The organism is Burkholderia sp. Bp8986, assembly GCF_003854225.1.
Lineage (GTDB): Bacteria > Pseudomonadota > Gammaproteobacteria > Burkholderiales > Burkholderiaceae > Burkholderia.
In genome coordinates this window covers 110,582-127,279 of sequence record NZ_QTQM01000017.1, presented here as the reverse complement: position 1 = coordinate 127,279, position 16,698 = coordinate 110,582, and the positions used below count along the sequence as shown (strand labels likewise).

The following is a 16,698-nucleotide window of genomic DNA, read 5'->3' as shown; positions in this document are numbered from 1 at the left end:
GCTCAAACAATGCGATGCCGAGCAACTCCGGACGCTGCTCACGTAACGCGCCGTAACGATTCGTTGCTAACCGGCCAACTCTCAGCTCGATCACCCGTAGACTGTTTGTACAATTGCACCGTTCGAGCACGATACGCGCCTGGCAGGCCGTCGGTATATGATTGCGCAGCTTGATTGATACAACGAAGCCGGCAGATTTCCGAATCGAGTCCATCCGATTCGTCGAAGGTCCAGGCTCGCCCCGCTACTCGATTACCCATTCTCGATTCGCCTCATGTCCAACGCAGCGTCGGTCACCGCCTCCGTCCAACCCACCTTGATTGTCGTGCTCGGCATGCACCGCAGCGGGACAAGCGTCCTTACGCGAGCGATGGAAACGCTCGGTGCCGATCTTGGTTCGCGGTTGATGCCAGCGGCGGCAGGAATCAACGACAAGGGGTTCTTCGAAGACCTCGATATCAACGAGATTAATATCGAGGTCATGCACGCGGCCGGTTATGACTGGGACACCATGACGTCGATCGACTTGAGTGCGATCGACAGCCGTCGCTTGGCCGAACTTCGGGTCAAGGCCGCCTCCATCCTGCGCGCCAAGTGCAGCGGCCGAGTTTTCGCACTCAAGGATCCGCGCATCGCTCGACTGTCAGCGTTCTGGCAACCGATTTTCGCCACCCTTCAATCTCGCGTCGTATACGCCATAGCCGTACGCAACCCGATCAGCGTCGCGCATTCCCTGTCGAAGCGCAACGGCTTCGCTGACGAGAAGACCCACATCCTCTGGCTTGCCCATACGGTGGACGCGCTCGAAGCAACCATAGGCAGCACCCGGACGCTCGTCAGTTACGACACACTGCTAAACGCACCGCGTCAAGAACTGGAACGGATATCGTCCGAACTGGGATTGCATTTGTTCGAATCCCAAATCGATTTGTTCGAACAGGAATTCCTCGATGAGGATCTTCGACACACGCGATTTGTCGCTAAAGATCTCGAACTACTGCACTCGTTGCCGCGGCAGGTTAAGGTGTTGTTCGCGGCGCTCGACGAATCCGTGCGAAACAAGCTCCCCCTGGACAATCCCGTGCTCGTCACGGCATTGGAAAGTGCACGTGCCTACCTCGACGACATCGCGCCGCTTCTACGCTATGAATGGCAGCTCGACAGACAGCTCCGCGCAGCACTGGACACAGCACGCGTGAACGACGAAGCGCTTCGGAACCGAACACACGAACTCGAAACACTGAAGGTGATGCTGACCTCGCTTGACGAGAGAGTCCGTGTATCCGAACAGCAGCAGTTGTCACTTACCGATTCACTTCACCGTACAAGCTCGGAGCGGGACGCTTTGCGTCTGGAACGCGACAATGCACACTTGGAACGGGACAACGCGTACCTGCAACGGGAGGACGCCTACCTCCAACGGGACGACGCCTACTTGCAACGGAATGATGCACACCGGGCACTGGCGACTGCCGAGTTGGAAAAGGTTCGGATGAAAACGGAAATCGACCGCCTGCACCGGTCACAGACGGATATCCTTGCCTCCACGAGTTGGTACGTCACTGCACCGCTGCGCGCGGTCGGCCGCCTCCTGAAGCGGCGCTAGGTCGCCCACCGTCGACGCCCCCTACCCAGTTCGTCGGGCGATCGAGTGCTGCGAATCATGCTTCCTCAGACTCGGCCGTGATAAGCAAGGCCATTTGCGAACAGTTGCAACACTAGCATCATTGTGACATTTCCAGGAGCGTCGACTGTCCTCGCGTCGGAACCGCCTCCGACAACGCGCCCACGCCGTCATATCGGGGGCACGCCGCCAGATTTCACCGGCTCATGTCACAAGAGGCGTAAGGTAAAATACGCAGCCTCACCGCTGTGTACCGCAGTTGATCCAGCCCCACGGAAACAATAGGCGTTATCTCGACGCTATCGCCTGAGAGTATCGAATGAATCCGGCCAAGTTCCGAATCGTCCTGCTTGACACGAAATATCGCAACCCGAACCATTACATCTATCTTGCGGTGCTGGGCGCACTTAAGCGCCATCCAGACGTGGAATTCGTGGCAAAAGCCGATCCTATCGAAGCCATGTCTATCGCCGTCAAGAACCGATGCAATCTGTTTATTGCGTTCGATGGAGAAGAACTGGATACGACGTTGTGCGCACAACTCGGCCGGGCCTGTGGGCGGGCCGTTCTGTGGGTAACTGAAGATCCATACGAGATTAAGGTCAATGTTCGGAATGCCGAGCACTTCGATCTGGTGTTCACGAACGATTCGACCAGCGTTGACGAATACGGCGTCAAGGGCCATCATCTGCCGCTCGCCGGCGCAACCGAATTTCATTCGATCCCTGTCTGCCCGGTCGATCATCCGTTACGGTATGAACTGTTTTTCGCCGGAACGGCATGGCCAAACCGGAGCGCTTTCCTTCGCTCGATCCTCAAGCGCTTTCCAACCGACTGGAAGTGCAAGATCGCGTTGCCCACGAACCAGTTCCTGCCACCGCATGGCGTCGATCTGCCGGAAAGCGCCCTCTCATGGCGCACCTCACCGGTCGACTTTGCGCGATTCGTCAATCGCAGTGCCATCACCCTGATGCTGCCTCGCGTTTTTTCCGCCTCAGGCGGACGAGAATTCGCGGAAACACCGCCACCACGCCTGTTCGAAGCCGCTCTGGCTGGCGGCGCACAAATGATTCACGAGTCGCTGGCGGAAGTCGACCATTCTTTCGAACCCGGCAAGGAAGTCATCCTTTTCTCGTCGGAACAGGATTTTCTGGAGAAAGCGACCGAACTCGTCAACAACCGACCGTATCGCAACACGATCGCCGAGGCGGCTCGCAAACGCGCACTTGAGCAGCATACGTACGACTGTCGAATCCATACGATGTTGATCCGCGCGGCCGCACTGCCGATCAGGCCTGTCACATCGAAACAGGATAAAACTCACACGCTGCTCTTGGTCACCCACAACATTCCTAGCCGCGGAAATTTCGGCGGAGTGGAAGTCTATCTCGATCGTCTAAAGCAATCGTTGGGAGGACACTGGAAGATCCTGTTTTACGCACCGGAAATGCGTGGGCGAAAAAATTCGGTCCGTGTACTTTCGGATAGCTACGAAGAACTCGCGCGTTACGAGTTCAGCGCCGGCTACTCGCCCGCGCTACTGATATGCGATGAACGTGAACGTGCGTTCCGCGAAGTGCTCCGCGATCACGGCGTCGATCTGGTCCATTTCCATCACTTCGTCGGACACACCCCGTCGCTCGTCCATGTTGCAAAGCATCTCGGCATTCCGACCGCATTCACGGCGCATGACTTCTTCGGCGCCTGTCACGAATTCAACCTGCTGTCGTACAAGCAGGAGTTTTGTGGCGCCCCCGACGTCTCGATTTCGCAATGCGATGTTTGCCTGAAGAGCAAACACAATATCGCCAGCGGATCGCAGGCCGTACGCCGGAATTTCTGGAACGACGTGCTGCGCCATCTGGACATGCTTGTATTCAATACCGAATATAGCCGGCAAACATTCGCGCGAATCTATCCAGCCGTCCGACAGCATCCGAACACGCGCATCCTGCCGGTCCCGATCCCCGACGGCAATATCCAGCGACAACACCGTGCGGCACGCCCCCTGAAGATAGCGCTTCTTGGTAATCTCACCTTCCAGAAGGGTGGCGACGTGCTCGCCCGAGTGCTGCCCTCACTCGCAACCGCTCCCGTCGAATTTCATATATTCGGGCGCGTGGATCCGCAGTACGAGTGGCTGTCGAACCAGAACAAGCACAAGAACATCATCGTTCACGGTGCGTACGACGCCGGCAAATTACCCGCCGCCCTTCGTGAATGCCAAGTATCCCTTCACGTTTCGATCTGGCCTGAAACGTACTGCCTTACCTTGTCCGAGGCATGGCAGTTCGGGCTGGTACCGATCGTAGCGGACATCGGTGCCCTAGGCGAACGCGTCACACACATGGTGAACGGTATCAAGATCAAGCCGAACGACGAAGGCGCACTCATCGATTCGATCCACGCCCTCGCAAACGCGCCGGACCTGCTTGAGTCGCTGCGGAGCGGCGCAACCGAAGAAAACTACTCGCAACTTTCCCGGCATGCCGAGTTGCTTCGCAAGGAATATTCGGCGTTGCTCGACGATACGCCTGGCGCACTAGCGAAGGATGTCCCGCTGACACACCCTCCGATTCGCGAGTTGGGCGTCGTTCTCGCATCGCCCATCTGGCAGATCGGAACCGCGCAATCGATCATCGGCCCGTCATATCTGGCACAGATTCGACGTCTGCACCATTTCTACAGGACAAACGGACTTCGTCCGACCGTGCGCATCCTGGCCAATCGCATTCGAACCTCGCGGTGATCTACGCAATGAACGTACTCATTTCTGGCGCATCGCCTGACTCCGTCAACAACAACGCCACCTTACGCGGCTACGTTGCCAACGGGTTCAAGGGTCTACCCGGTGTGACGAGTGTTCAAGCATGTTCGCTCGAAAGCACCGCAACACTTGCACGTTCGACCCACCCCGATCTGATCGTCGTGTTCGGTTCGTGTATGCCTTCCGTTTGCCACTACCTCGATCTGAAGCAAGTCGCACTCGACACGGGCGCATGCGTTGCCTTCTGGCTGCATGACGACCCATATGAGTTTGACTATTCACAGAAGATCATTCCACTTGCGGATATCGTGTTTTCGAACGACCGCTGGAGTTCAACACACTACGACCATCCGAACGTACATCATCTGCCACTGGCCGCGGATCTTGATGCTCATTTCCAAGAGCCAGGGCAAACGAAGTCTCGCGACGTATTCTTCTGCGGCGTCGGCTTTGCGAATCGCATCCAACTGCTGCGAGACTGTGCGAGCTCTCTTCGCGGATTCAAAGTGGAGGTCCTGGGTGCCGAGTGGCCAGACGATTTGCCCTTTGCAGACAATCGTCGAATACCGAACACTGACCTTCCGAAACTGCACGCAACGTCCCTCGTCACATTGAATATGGGCCGCCGGTTCGATCTGGCCAACGAGCGCTTCAAGCTGGACGCATCGACGCCCGGCCCTCGCACGTTCGAAGCCGCCGCCGCCGGCACCGTACAGTGCATGTTTGTCGAAGGATTCGAAATCGACGACTACTACAGCGAACAGAACGGGGAAATCCTATTGTTCGATTCGCCCGTGGAACTTCGCCGACATATCGAAATGCTGCGAGATGACGCAAAGCGGGCAACGGACATTGCACTAGCCGCGCAACAACGAACCCGCCGCGATCACACCTACAGAAACCGCGCCGAAACCATACTGTCTCTAGTCGCGCTCACCGTTGCACACCAGGCTCGATCAGTACCCGATTGAGCCCCTTTTCAAGGATGACCGTCATTTGAAGTGAATCCACGGTCTGAATGAGACACCGCCGTCGCTATCCAGCATTGCGACGGTCTTCGTGGGGAACCTTCCCGAACCTGGGCGGACTCCAGCGCGGAGGGCCGAATAGCAGCGGATGTGGCAAGGTTCCCGCGCCCCTCCTCACCTTACTAGATAGCGCTTCTTTCGATATAACTCGCCAGTCTCATCCGCGCATTGCGTGTGCTGGCCCAAGCGTCGAAGTTTTCCACTTCGCCCAGCAACTCGAGCGAAGCCTGATCGAGGCGCTCAACGTAATGAACGAGCGGCGCCACTGTATCGAGCGGATCTTCCTTCAACCCCAGCAGTGCCCTGCTTGCCCTGAACTGCCGGCTGAAAGTCAGCATGCCGGCGACGATTTCGCTCGATATGTCACGCTGTCGCGGCATCGGATTTCGTCCCGGGTCTTCGACCGAACCGACTTGGCCATCTAATGCAGGTTCGTAACCAATCACCGCATCATGCGGCGCCGAGAAGAACAGCTCGACCGCCACACGGTTCGCATATACCTTGGCGAGACGTGCAGAGTCGATCGACGTTCGCGACAGCAGCGCGCTCATTCGCATCGTCCGTTCGCGTGCCCGCGTTTGCTCCGAGTCGTTCAGGCAGAAATAGTAGCCATGCAATTCAATATCCATTAGACCCTGCAGTGCACGTACGAGCATCTCTTGCGCGGTGCCGTTCCATCCGACATCGACGACGGCGACCCGCATGTGCGGTCTGATACCGAGTTCCACTAGATACTGAAATAATCCGCGACGATTACGGCGACACACGCGCAGGATGTCCGCGCGGCACGCGCGCAGCAGCCCCCGCACCTTCTCTAGGTTGCTATCGTCAACGACAACATTCGCGCCGAGCCCGATATCATTCATCACGGTGTCGGCGGGCGGTGTCACGCCAATCCGCTCGAACACCTCGATCGGTCGCAAACCGTGTGCACCAGCGATGAAGAAATCGGTCAGCTCGTCGAAATTCGCTTCGTTCGCGGCGGCTGTCGCAAATGCGACGCGCGACCCCTTGAAGTACGAGAATGGTGGCAGCACCTTCTCATTCAGGTCGCGCGCCATACGCTCGAGCACGTAACCGTCACGCGATACGAACAGCACGTGGTCGATGCGGTCCTGCCGCGACCGATCCACGATCCAATCGAGGAAACCGACAGCACCCGGCCCGCCGTAACGCAATCCGAGATCACCGAACGTGCCAACCGGCGGCCCATCGGGGATCACTCGGGGCAACCCGCTTCCTAGTGAAGCAAGTGGCGTCGACAAGTCGACCTTGCTCGCCACGACGGTATCGACGTAATGAAACGTCGAGAAGCCGCGCTCCTGCGCCCGAGTGATGTCCGACATCGGGTTGTCACCGATGTGCAGGATGCGTGCAGGCGCGACGCCCAGCTCTCGAGCCACGATGTCGAACAGCGCACCGCGATCGCGTTTCGTCGCATTACGCTCCGATGACACGAACACGCCCGACGGACGCAGCCCGTGACGGCGGAACAGTTCATCGAAAAATGCGCGTGGCAGGTACATGTCCGATGTGATCACGACCGGCTTGTCCGCGATGGCCGCGTTGAACACCTCAATCAGGCGCGGGTTCGGGACCGTGACGGTGAGTTCGAGATCAAGTTCGGCGTCGCGCAGCGTCGCGGCGGGCACGCCGACAGCGTCGAAACACGCGTAGATCCCGTCGAGCGTGATCTCCTCGTCCCCGGCTTCGTGCATTCGTTGAAACGCACGTTGTTGCGCCTGCTGGCGAAGCGCACGGAAATTCGCAATGCCGTACCGGTGTCCGAGCAGGTCAAAGACGTCTTCCGGATCCCGCAGCAGACGCACGAACAGCGTGTCGAAAATGTCGAACGAAATCGCCTCGGCAGAGGCGATCGAATCTTGCAGTCGGGTCAGCGGCAGATCAGGCAAGGCGCTATCAAGATTTTTGAGTTCCATGAACGATCCTAATCGCGCTTACGCTACGGGAATCACGAAGTTGACATCCTGCTGATCCAGATTCGGGTTGTGAAACGGATCGAACATATAGAAGTCGGGATGCTTGAGGTACAGGCGTTCCTTGTCGCGCGCGAGGCGCTTGACTTTCTGCGCATTCGCGTCGTCGCGCCCCCGGCTCAGCGATTCGTAGTGAATCAGCTCGACGCCCGGACAGACGACGTTGTACAAGCCGGCCTTGACGAGACGGAAGCACAGGTCGACGTCGTTGTATGCGACGGGGAATGCCTCATCGAATCCACCGATCCGGTCGAATTTTTCACGGCTCAACATCAGACACGCGCCCGTCACGCCGATCCAGTTGTACTCGAGCAGGTTCCGCGCGAAGTAGCCGGGAGAATCGGCGTGCTCCAATAGAAACGCGTGATTCGGACCGTCCGCGAGATTCACTAGGCCGGCGTGCTGCACCTGGCGTCCTCCCGGGTAGATTAGCTTCGCGCCGACGGCTCCAATGTGACTGAGCTGTGCATATCCGAGCATGTCAGAAAGCCACGTTTCGCTAACGACTTCGGTGTCGTCATTCAAAAACACCAGAAATTCGCCGACCGATTCGCGAACACCCACATTGTTGATCTCGGAATAATTGAACGGCACGTCGTGGCGAAGCACTTTCACGCCTTGCATCTGGGACATATCGCCAAATGACCGGAGTGTGTCCGCATCCCTCGATCCGTTGTCGATCAAGATGATTTCGAATTTGCGGTACGTTGACTTGTTCCTAATCGACTCAACGCACCGCTTCAATACATCGCCATTGTCCTTACTCGGAATGACGATTGAGATCGTCGGTTCGCCGCTGTACGCATAGCTTGCACGAAAATATCCAGGCAACTGCCGTACCGGCTCCATCGTCCCGGTCAAGCCGCGGCGTTCTATTGCTGCCTGGCGGGCACGACGTCCGGCATCAACTGCGTAAGGCTTTGCGTTTAGGTCGGAGGCAACCGACGCAGGGATCACCCGCCAGTGATAGAGCACTTTCCGGACGTGACTGATCTTGTTCGCTTGCTCCGTGACGCGTAGCACGAAATCCCAATCTTGACTGCCGTCGAACTCCGAACGCAAACCACCGATGCGTTGCTGCAGCGACCGACGCACGCACGACACGTGGCACGTATACATCGTGCTCATCATCGTATCCGGGGACCAGTCCGGCTTAAAGAACGGCTGACCGTAAGTCCCGTCGGGCTCGATCTTATCCTCATCGCTGTAAAGGAAGTCGGGATCCTCTGAAGCAATGCATTTCGCAAGCTCGAATAGACAGTCGCACGTCAGTTCGTCATCGTGATCGAAAAACACGATGTAGTCGCCCTGCGACGCTTCCAGACCTGCATTGGTTGCACCGGAAATGCCACGATTGTCATCGAGCAGAATGATCTTGATGCGCGGGTCATCGAGCTTGGCGAGACGCTCACGAACGACTGGTGACGGACTCTTGTCGTCGACCAGCACCAGCTCCCAGTGCGGATACCACTGTGCGAACACTGAGCCAATCATCGCGTCGAGCAAGTCAGGCGGCGTATTGTAAAGCGGTACGACAATAGAGAACGTCGGCTGCACGGCGAGCGCAGCAATGCGGGCGTCAATATCGTCGGGCTTGCGCGGCGGGATGTATACGTAACCACCCGCTGTGCCGGATAGATCGTACCGCCCACCGCGAGCGTCCGCGTCGCCCCCGCCCGTTGGTGTGTATACGAGATACTGGCCTTCGGAATAGCGTGCATGATCGGAAACGTTAACGTGCGCCGTGCTCGTGGCCCGTCTCGCGCGCAGAAAACGCAGACGCGCCGACATGCGGTGTGGCGTCGCGGCCCACCATGCGGCCTTCAGCATCTTGCGAACCGTCGTGCGAAGGCTGGGCGGCATCATCACGACCATCGCGCGCACCTTGAGGAATGCGCGCCACATCGTGCTGGCCCGAATAGCGTTCAACTCCTGTTCGGTTCGCATCGCACTCGCCTGCCATTCTTGCTTGCGAACCTCGGTTGCAGCCATTTCCTGACGCAACTCGTCAACCGCCAACACAAGCTCGTCGAGTTCGTGGCCCAGCTTGTTCAACACAATTTCGCGACTCTCTGACGAGGCAGTCGGACGCTGCTGCAACGTCGACGGAATATCGACACGGCCGCGTCCACGAGCAATCTCCTTAATCGATTCGATGCGTGCAGTGCTCTGGTCGATCACGTGCTGCTGTTTGCGCATCGCATTCACATGCTCGCTGAGTTGCGCACCCAATCGCCGCGCTTCGTCGGATTGTTTTGCGAGGTCGCGTGCTGTCTCGTGCAGCCGCTCCTCCAACTGCGCAACAGCCGCGTCGCGCTCCTCAATCTGGTTGTTTGCGACCGCCAACTGATCGTGTGCGACATCCAACTGCTGATGCACCGCACCCAACTGGCTGTTTGCAGTACCCAGCTCTCGATGTGCCGCACCCAACTGGCTGTTTGCAGTACCTAGCTCTCGCTGTACCGCACCCAACTGGCCATGCACAACGTCCAGTTGGTAACGAAGCGATACCGCCGCGCCCAAGCGAGCATACATCCGACGAATACTCTCCCGATCACTTTCAGCGGCCTCGATCAGCGGCCGTATTCCATCGGGAATTTCGGCGCCTGGGCACAGCACGCCGAGTCCATGACCGTGAATGAATTCGAACGACGGAAAGCATGTCCGCAACTCTTCCCAGTAACGCCATACGCCAAAATCGCGCTCCCGCACATTGGTATCGTGAAAGAGCACGACACCACGTTCCGATAGCTTCGACTTCCACGTCGAATAGTCCTCGACGACATCTTCGTAGCGATGACGCCCATCCACATGAAGCAAGTCGATCGTGCCGTCGCCAAACCCGGAAAGCGCTTCGTCGAAACGTGCCCGTATCAGACGTGAGAAATCACCGAACTCCCTCGTTTGCACGGCACTGAGCGTATCGAACACGCTTGCGCCATAGAACCCCGCATGCTCGTCGCCCTGCCACGTGTCAATTGCGTAGCACGAGGTTGGCAGATCAAGTTGCTGAATTGCTTGGCAGAACGCGAGAAACGAAAAGCCCGTGTGCGTTCCGAGCTCAACGACAGTTCTGGGCTTCAGGACATCGATGAGCCAAAAGGCGAACGGTGCATGTTCGAGCCACGCGGATTCAACGACGTGTCGTGGCGTCCAGAACGAGACGGGCGAAATGCACGCGGAGGAACCTGAACTTAGGGCGGCGTCGCGCGGCTTGACGGGTAACTCACGAGAATCAGGCATGTTTACTTTTTGCATAACTTACTATGGCGAAATCGGAAGACCGAGCGGGTCGTCATGCGCAAAATCCCGCTACGTATCAGCCCGCCATCTCCACTTCATAAACGGACAGAATTTCTTCGACCCCACCAAACGCACGCACCTGTCCGCGCTCCATCCAGAGTACCTTGTTACATACTTTCCGGATCTCACTGTTCGAATGCATCGCGAGCACGACGATTTCGGCTCGGCTGTGCAGATCGGCGAGACGCGTTTCCGCCTTATGCATGAACGATGCATCGCCCACGCCCATGACTTCGTCGAGCAACAGAATCTCGGCATCAACCGACGTCGACACAGCAAAGGCGAGTCGCATCTTCATCCCGCTCGAATACGTGCGAATCGGGAGATCCAGATAGTCGCCCAACTCACTGAACGCAGCGATGTCGCTCTGCTTCTCGCGAATTTCCGCATCCGTCATGCCCAGCAACAAGCCTCGCAGACGGATGTTTTGCATGCCCGTCGAGTTCTCGTCCATGCCAAGGCTGATGTCGAGCAGCGGCACGACCTTGCCCTCACGCGACAACGTACCGGCCGTCGGAGGATAAATACCCGCCATTGCTCGCAGCAGCGTCGACTTCCCTGCGCCATTGTGCCCAATGAGTCCGACGCGGTCCCCGCGTTCAAAGCGAAAACTAAGGTCGTCGAGCGCACGTACCACGATGACCCCGTCGTTACCCTCAGCAATCCGGTTGCGCCGCCCCATGCGAAGTACCTGCTTCTTCAGCGAACGGCCCTGCACGTCGTAGATCGGCAGATCCAGCGTCACGTTCTTCAATTCGATGTGTGCCATGTCGTCCTCTTCAGATCCAGTACGGCAGACGTTTCAGATAACGACCTGTCATCAGCAGCGCGATCGGCCATCCGACGAGCGCCATGCCAACGGTCACTTCCCATGTCAACGCGCTGGGCATTTGTCCGATCAGCGGACCGCGCACGACATCGATCAGGTACGCAAGCGGATTCCATTCGACGATGAACGAAAACCGGTTCAGCGCATTGGGACGGAAGATAATGGGCGTGACGTAGAAGGCGACTTGAAGCAGCGCACCGATAATCTGTGGGAGATCGCGAAAGCGTGCCGACAACAGACTTGTCAGCATTGCGATCCACATCGCATTCAGCAGGTAGACGAACAACCCGGGAATGAACATCGGCAGCGTCTCCCAGTTCTTTACACCAAAAATGACCAGAAGACCAATGATGATGACAAAGTTATGAGCCAGTACGATCAGGTTCCGCCACACGACTTGAAGAATGTAGATTAGCTTTGGGGTGGGGACCTGACGGATATAGGACCCACTATTGATATATGCGACGCTCCCCTCCTGGATCGTCTGCGAGAACAACCCCCACAGCACGATGCTCGATGCGAGGAACGGCAGATATTCATTCATCTTCTGCCCAAACAACGTGCCATAAACAACGCCGAGCGAAGTAATCATCACGCCCATGCTGATCGTGAGCCAGAACGGCCCGACCCGCGAGCGCGCGTAGCGCTGCCGGATTTCGAGCCAGCCGAGCAGCGTCCACAACCGCCAGGACGCAATGCTCTGTTTGAGGTCAGCAAGTGAAAGAGTCAGCATGCGAGCTTTCTAATTGAGTGAAGATTGAAAACAGCGTCCCATGCGCGTCATAGCGCGCCGGTACGACCGGTCAGGCCGTGCCAGATCCCCAGCAGCGACAACCGCAGGTGCGCGAGGCGAGGTTGCATGAACAGCGCGTAGATCGCAAGCCGGACCGGCATCTTGACGAGCTCCGTCGACTTCCAGCTCCATGGCACATACTCGCGCCGGATCAGCGCGATCGCATTGCGGAACAGATAATAATGCCGAACCGGACCGTGGCCGGGGTAGCTTCGCCCGAACACCTTGATCGGCTCGCCGCCCAGTTCATGCGTCAGCCGCAACGCCGGAGCCCCGAGCACGGAATAGCCTTTCGCCCGCGCCCGGACACACCATTCGAGATCGACGAAGTCGATGAACAGCGCGTCGTCCATCGGGCCGATGTCACGCCACACGTCGAGATTCACGCACGATCCCGACGTGATCAGGAAGTCGACGTCGATCGGTTGCACCCCTTCCGGCTGAATGCGGCGCAGCTTCAGGTAGCCGAAGCGGACGAACGGCGCCACACCGCCCAGTCGCGCATCCTCGTACGCGGGCCCGACCAGCGCCACGCGACGATTGCGCATGCGCTCGGCTGCCAGCGTCCGGGGCAACTCAATCAGCAACTCGTCCGAGGGTTCGCTGTCCTGATCGAACAGCAATGTCGACCGGCAGCCTGTTTCGATCAGCCGTTCGATGCCCTGGTTGAGCGCCGTCGCAATGCCGAGGTTCGCGCCGTTTGCGATGTAGTCGACGCGCGGGTCGAGCCCAAGTGCAGCCGGCGTGGACACGCTCTCCGTGTTGTCGACCACGACGCACGGCCATACTTTGGCAAGTCGATTCGCGCGCGCCACGCAACCGTGATCCGGTCGATAGAACACGATCACGACACCGGTGCGCTCCTGATGCGGGGGATGCGGGTCCAAGTTACTCACTCAGGCACAGCTTCAGCGCATCGGCCCAGTCCGGCAACCGCAGCCCGAACGTCTCGGTCAGCTTGTCGTGCGACAGTCGGGAATTGGACGGGCGCTTGGCAGGCACCGGATAGTCGCTCGCCGGGATCGGCACGACCTTGGGCGCACGCTCGCCCAGCGCATTCGCGAAGATGGCTTCGGCAAAGCCGTGCCACGAAGTCGCCCCGGCCGACGTGAAATGGTAGACGCCGGAACGCTGCGTCCACCAGTCCGCGCCCTCGGCCGCCAGCGCCTGAGCCACGATATGCGACGTTGCCGTTGCAATGGTTTTCGACCAGGTGGGTGCACCGATCTGGTCCGCGACCACACGCAGCTCCGGACGCTCGCTGCCGAGCTTCAGCATCGTCAGCAGAAAGTTCTTGCCGCGCCGCCCGTACACCCAGCTCGTACGCAGGATCAGATGCGCGCAGCCGGCTGCCGCGATGGCCTGCTCGCCCTCGAGCTTGGTCAGCCCGTATACGTTCTGCGGGTTGGTCGCATCCGTTTCGACATAGGCACCCTCTTTGGTGCCGTCGAACACATAGTCCGTCGAATAATGAACCAGTGCCGCGCCGATGCGCGCCGCTTCCTCCGCAAACGCGCGCGGCACATCGGCGTTCAGCCGACGTGCGGCATCGACGTCCGTCTCCGCCTTGTCGACCGCCGTATACGCGGCCGGATTCACGATGATCGACGGCTTGAGCTCGCGAACGATACTGCGCACCCGATCGAGATCGGACAGATCGAGCATCGAACGGTCACATGCCACGACGCGCCCCAGGCCTTGCAGCGAGCGCAGCAGTTCGAACCCGACCTGCCCGTTCACACCCGTCACGAGAATCGTCGGTTCAGGTTTCACACCCACCTCACGCATAGACTTCGGCTTCGCTCAAACGCTTGCCGGCCGCATCCTTCGCGGCCAGCAGCGGTTCGAAATCGATCGGCCACTCGATCCCGATTTCGGGATCGTTCCAGACGATGCTCCGCTCGTGCTCGGGGAACCAGTAGTCGGTCGTCTTGTAGAGGAACTGCGCGGCCTCCGACAGCACGACGAACCCGTGCGCAAAGCCGGGCGGCACCCACAGTTGTCTATGATTGTCGTTCGACAGCACCACACCGACCCACTTGCCGAAGTTCGGCGACTGCTTGCGAATATCGACCGCGACGTCGAACACCTCGCCCTCGACGACGCGCACGAGCTTCCCCTGCGCGTGCTGGATCTGGTAGTGCAGCCCGCGCAGCACGCCCTTCGACGAGCGCGAATGGTTGTCCTGCACGAATTCGATGCCGGGTTCGACCTGCTCGGCGAATTCCTTCCCGTTGAAACTTTCGTAGAAGAACCCGCGCGCGTCGCCGAACACCTTCGGCTCGATGATCTTGACTTCGGGCAGCGCCGTCGCCGTTACTTGGATGGCCATGCGACTTGATCCGTGAGAATGTTCTTGAGGTACTGCCCGTACGCGTTTTTCGAGAGCGGCTGTGCCAGCTTCAGCACCTGCTCCTCGTTGATCCAGTTCCGGCGATAGGCAATCTCTTCCGGGCACGCGACCACGAGACCCTGCCGCTTCTGCAGCGTCGCGATGAAGCTGGCGGCCTCGATCAGCGAATCGTGCGTGCCGGTATCGAGCCACGCATAGCCGCGCCCCATGATCTCGACGTTGAGCGCACCGTCCTTCAGATACCGCGAATTGACATCGGTGATTTCCAGCTCGCCACGCGGCGACGGCTTGATGTCGGCCGCGATGTCGCACACCCGGTTGTCGTAGAAGTACAGGCCGGTCACCGCGTAGTTCGAACGCGGCTGCGCCGGTTTCTCTTCGATCGACAGCGCGCGGAACGACTTGTCGAATTCGACGACGCCATAACGCTCCGGATCGTGCACGTGATACGCGAACACCGTCGCGCCAGCTTCCTGCGCGTGCGCACGCTCGAGCTGCTTCGCGAGATCGTGGCCGTAGAAGATGTTGTCGCCGAGGATCAGTGCCGACGGATCGTTGCCGACGAATTCCTTGCCGATGATGAACGCCTGCGCGAGGCCGTCGGGCGACGGCTGCACCGCGTACTGGATGTTCATGCCCCACTGGCTGCCGTCGCCGAGCATCGACTCGAAGCGCGGCGTATCCTGCGGCGTCGAGATGATCAGCACATCGCGAATGCCCGCGACCATCAGCGTCGACAGCGGGTAGTAGATCATCGGCTTGTCGTACACCGGCAGCAGCTGCTTCGAGACGACGTGTGTGATCGGATACAGCCGAGTGCCCGAACCGCCCGCGAGAATGATGCCTTTACGTGCCATCGCAAGTCTCCTCAAGCGCGTTTCGCGTAGTTGGTTTCGACCCACTTGCGGTACTCGCCCGACGCGACTTCGTCGGCCCAGACCTGATTGTCGAGATACCAGTCGACGGTCTTCGCGAGGCCGGTCTCGAACGTTTCCGCCGGCTTCCAGCCAAGTTCACGCTCGAGCTTGCGCGCATCGATCGCATAGCGGCGATCGTGGCCCGGGCGATCCGTCACGTAGGTGATCTGGTCGCGATACGAACCGGCCGCCTTCGGGCGCGCCTTGTCGAGCAGATCGCACAGGGTATGTACGACCTCGAGGTTCTTCTTCTCGTTCCAGCCGCCGACGTTGTACGTCTCGCCCGGCACGCCGCGCGCGAGCACTTCACGGATCGCGCTGCAGTGGTCGCCGACATACAGCCAGTCGCGCACGTTCTGGCCGTCGCCGTACACGGGCAGCGGCTTGCCGGCGAGCGCGTTCGCGATCATCAGCGGGATCAGCTTCTCGGGGAACTGGTACGGGCCGTAGTTGTTCGAACAGTTCGTCGTCAGCGCCGGCAGGCCGTACGTATGATGGTACGCGCGCACCAGATGGTCCGAGCCCGCCTTCGTTGCCGAATAGGGGCTGTTCGGCGCATAGGGCGTCGTCTCGGAAAACTGCGGATCGGTCGCCGACAGCGAGCCGAACACCTCGTCGGTCGACACGTGCAGAAACCGGAATGCCGCCTTGTCGGCGTCGTTCAGGCCGTTCCAGTATTGGCGGGTCGCCTCCAGCAGCGTGAACGTGCCGACGACGTTGGTCTGCACGAAATCGGCCGGGCCGTGGATCGAGCGGTCGACGTGGCTTTCGGCTGCGAAGTGCAGGACCGCGCGCGGCTTGTGCTCGGCGAACAGTGCGTCGAGCGCGGTACGATCGCAGATGTCGACGCGTGCGAACACATGGTTCGGATTTCCGTCCAGCGACTGCAGCGTACGGAGGTTGCCTGCATAAGTCAGCTTGTCGACATTGAGCACTGCCTCGTCGGAATCGCGCAGCCAGTCGAGTACAAAGTTGGCACCGATAAACCCTGCGCCGCCCGTAACCAGAATCATGAGGTTCCCTCTCGTAGTGCGCGGCCCGCACTATCGGGCGCTGGCCGCGTCAAATTTGTCAGTATTGTGTTCGG

Annotated in this window: 12 protein-coding genes; 3 read left to right on the top strand and 9 right to left on the bottom strand. The window is 59.1% G+C overall.

The genetic code is table 11. The features are described from left to right. Positions 1 to 274: 274 nt before the first annotated feature. The 3 genes from DID99_RS17620 (at position 275) to DID99_RS17610 (ending at position 5,362) form a co-directional block, all read left to right on the top strand. Positions 275 to 1,606 carry a sulfotransferase family protein gene (locus DID99_RS17620; RefSeq protein ID WP_124667227.1) on the top strand — a complete coding sequence of 444 codons (1,332 nt, stop codon included), beginning with the start codon at positions 275 to 277 and terminating at the stop codon, positions 1,604 to 1,606. A 337-nt stretch (positions 1,607 to 1,943) separates the two neighbouring features. Beyond that, positions 1,944 to 4,373, top strand: a complete 2,430-nt coding sequence (locus DID99_RS17615) for a glycosyltransferase (RefSeq protein WP_124667226.1) — start codon at positions 1,944 to 1,946, stop codon at positions 4,371 to 4,373. An 8-nt stretch (positions 4,374 to 4,381) separates the two neighbouring features. Then, on the top strand, positions 4,382 to 5,362 hold the full coding sequence (locus DID99_RS17610) for a glycosyltransferase (protein WP_124667225.1): 981 nt from the start codon (positions 4,382 to 4,384) through the stop codon (positions 5,360 to 5,362). A gap of 179 nt (positions 5,363 to 5,541) precedes the next feature. Here DID99_RS17610 and DID99_RS17605 read toward each other — a convergent pair whose 3' ends face one another. The 9 genes from DID99_RS17605 to rfbB all read right to left on the bottom strand — a co-directional run bounded on the left by DID99_RS17605 (position 5,542) and on the right by rfbB (position 16,624). Then, positions 5,542 to 7,359 carry a hydrolase gene (locus DID99_RS17605; RefSeq protein ID WP_124667224.1) on the bottom strand — a complete coding sequence of 606 codons (1,818 nt, stop codon included), beginning with the start codon at positions 7,357 to 7,359 and terminating at the stop codon, positions 5,542 to 5,544. Between the two features lie 18 nt (positions 7,360 to 7,377). Next, positions 7,378 to 10,659, bottom strand: a complete 3,282-nt coding sequence (locus tag DID99_RS17600) for a glycosyltransferase (RefSeq protein ID WP_221623053.1) — start codon at positions 10,657 to 10,659, stop codon at positions 7,378 to 7,380. Between the two features lie 76 nt (positions 10,660 to 10,735). Then, positions 10,736 to 11,488, bottom strand: a complete 753-nt coding sequence (locus DID99_RS17590; RefSeq protein WP_124667223.1) for an ABC transporter ATP-binding protein — start codon at positions 11,486 to 11,488, stop codon at positions 10,736 to 10,738. A gap of 10 nt (positions 11,489 to 11,498) precedes the next feature. Further along, a complete protein-coding gene (locus DID99_RS17585; RefSeq protein WP_124667222.1) occupies positions 11,499 to 12,281 on the bottom strand; it encodes an ABC transporter permease in 783 nt (260 codons plus the stop codon). A 47-nt stretch (positions 12,282 to 12,328) separates the two neighbouring features. After that, a complete protein-coding gene (locus tag DID99_RS17580) occupies positions 12,329 to 13,189 on the bottom strand; it encodes a glycosyltransferase family 2 protein (protein WP_124667221.1) in 861 nt (286 codons plus the stop codon). Between the two features lie 40 nt (positions 13,190 to 13,229). Next, positions 13,230 to 14,129, bottom strand: coding sequence for a dTDP-4-dehydrorhamnose reductase (rfbD, locus tag DID99_RS17575; protein WP_124667220.1), 900 nt, complete (start codon positions 14,127 to 14,129; stop codon positions 13,230 to 13,232). Further along, positions 14,122 to 14,673 carry a dTDP-4-dehydrorhamnose 3,5-epimerase gene (rfbC, locus tag DID99_RS17570; protein WP_044846286.1) on the bottom strand — a complete coding sequence of 184 codons (552 nt, stop codon included), beginning with the start codon at positions 14,671 to 14,673 and terminating at the stop codon, positions 14,122 to 14,124. Before rfbC ends, rfbD begins: the two co-directional genes overlap by 8 nt. Beyond that, entirely contained in the window at positions 14,658 to 15,551 is an 894-nt protein-coding gene (rfbA, locus tag DID99_RS17565; protein WP_124667219.1) for a glucose-1-phosphate thymidylyltransferase RfbA, read from the bottom strand. The genes rfbC and rfbA overlap by 16 nt, the downstream gene beginning before the upstream one ends. 11 nt (positions 15,552 to 15,562) lie before the next feature. Next, positions 15,563 to 16,624, bottom strand: a complete 1,062-nt coding sequence (gene rfbB, locus DID99_RS17560; RefSeq protein ID WP_124667218.1) for a dTDP-glucose 4,6-dehydratase — start codon at positions 16,622 to 16,624, stop codon at positions 15,563 to 15,565. Positions 16,625 to 16,698: the final 74 nt, after the last annotated feature.